Annotated in this window: 1 protein-coding gene and 1 pseudogene; both read right to left on the bottom strand. The window is 42.9% G+C overall.

Translation table 11 applies throughout. From position 1 onward, the window contains the following. Positions 1-1,006: pseudogene (locus BKK50_RS06920) on the bottom strand (cell wall anchor protein); the annotation flags it as partial. 22 nt (positions 1,007-1,028) lie between these two features. Further along, positions 1,029-1,904, bottom strand: coding sequence for an OmpA family protein (locus tag BKK50_RS06915; protein WP_077416632.1), 876 nt, complete (start codon positions 1,902-1,904; stop codon positions 1,029-1,031). Positions 1,905-2,091 lie beyond the last annotated feature (187 nt).

Here is a 2,091-nt window from a genome sequence, read left to right as displayed (position 1 = left end):
CAACTGTGATGTTGTCGTTTGGATTTGGGTCTACCCATTTACCGGTTTCCGGGTCTTTTTCAACTACAATCGTTGGGTCTTTCCCCTCTCCATCGGTGTAATCCACGGTGGTTTTGCTTGAGTCGTCTTTTGGTGTCACAACAACATCGCCGTTGTCTTTCGCTTCAACCTCAGGTGCAGTCGGTCCATCCGTATCTTTTGAAGGAACGATGGTTTCTTTAGATTCATTGCCATCCGGGTCTTCGGTTTTCGCTGTCACATCCGTACCACCCTTGATGTTGTCTTCAGGGATAGTAATCACACCAGTATCCGGATCAACTGTGATGTTGTCGTTTGGATTTGGGTCTACCCATTTACCGGTTTCCGGGTCTTTTTCAACCACAATCGTTTGGTCGTTACCCTCTTCATCGGTGTAGTCCACGGTGGTTTTGCTTGAGTCGTCTTTTGGTGTAACAACAACATCGCCGTTGTCTTTCGCTTCAACATCCGGTGCAGTCGGTCCATCCGTATCTTTTGATCCGCCGCCACCGCCACCACCGCCGGCAGCAATCGCAATACCCGCCGCTAACGGCACCAATGCTAATAGCCACCATGGGTTAAACGCCCAAAAAGCCCCAATTTCTTCACCACCTAATGCTTGCGGTGCGGCTACTTCTTCTGCCAACATACTCACCGCATCCGCTTTTAAGCCGGATTCAGGAACATAAGCATAGACACCGCCATTTTCGTGCTGACCTACAATTAGGTTAGTCACATCTTCTGAATTTTCATCGCCGTAGTAGCCTTTAATCACCACATCCGGGTTCATATCGCCGTCTTCTAAGAAGATTTTTAAATCTTTCCCGTCACGTTTGGCGATAATATTTTGTGGACCAAAACCGGTTTGATCATCAATTAATTGGTAGTTAGATTTGTCTCTTGCCTCAATAACTAACGTATCACCTTGCTTAATTTGGTGAGAGGCAATGACTTTTTTTGCACTTAATACTTTTAATGTAGTCGACATATTTATTCCTTAACTAATAAATTTATTTCGTTCCGTAAACTGTCACTTCAACGCGGCGATTCGGTAAATTGCATTGATTTTTTGCTGCACCGGATAAGCCACCACAATTCGTCACTACCGGCTCTTTTTTGCCATAACCGATGGCTTTTATCGGAGCGGTAATGCCGACTTGCTGTAATTGTTGTTTCACGCTGTTCGCTCGTTTTTCCGATAAAGCGAGGTTATAACGATCAGAACCTAAATTATCCGAATGTCCACCCACCACAATATGGGAAACGTTTAACGTTTTTACGTGATCCATAAAATGTCCGAGTTTTTCACGACCGGCAGGAAGAATATCTTTATAGCCATATTTATCAAAAGCAAATAATGCACTGCTATCTACTGCAATCGCTGCGATCACGACAGGAGGTTGACAGTTAGTCGCATTCGGTACTCTTGATAAGGTTTGGTTCTCTTTTGGTAAATTTGCAATCTCTTGCTCTGCAACCGAGCGTTCAACACGCTGTAAATAAAGCTGTCCGTTAGGTTCTTGTGACACTTTTACATACGCCACTTCACCTATCGGCAATGTGTAACTCACACCTTGCGTGCGATTACCAAATTTGTGATTGGTACTAAAAGAAGTGCTGAATAAATGTTTATCCGCACAAACCGGCACTGCCGTATAAGCATTAGGTAGCAATGATGCTTGATAATTGCCATCTATATAAATATTGGTTGCAGCACCCTGAAAATCCCCTTGGCGATAAAATACGGCTAAAGATTGATTTTCACCTAATTGGGTTGAAATTTTACCTTCCTTGAAGTTATTCCACACCTCCAATGGTTGACCTGCATCACGCGCACACCCACTCAGTGCAATAACAATCCCCAAACAAAGTAGCGTTTTAGTCATATAAAACCTCTTAAAAAGTTAAGTATTGTATAAAAATAACTCAGTATGTCCGTTTCTGAGCATACTGAGAAGACTTGAGAAAAGTGAGAAAATCAGAAAACTCAAGACACAATGGCCTTAATTCAAAGACCATTGTGTCTTGAGTTTTTATATACAAAAGAAAAAATAACTGCTGACTGCTGACTGC

Origin of the sequence: Rodentibacter rarus (genome assembly GCF_001998965.1) — a bacterium.
In the GTDB taxonomy this organism is placed as follows: domain Bacteria; phylum Pseudomonadota; class Gammaproteobacteria; order Enterobacterales; family Pasteurellaceae; genus Rodentibacter; species Rodentibacter rarus.
This window is presented reverse-complemented; position numbering and strand designations above follow the sequence as displayed.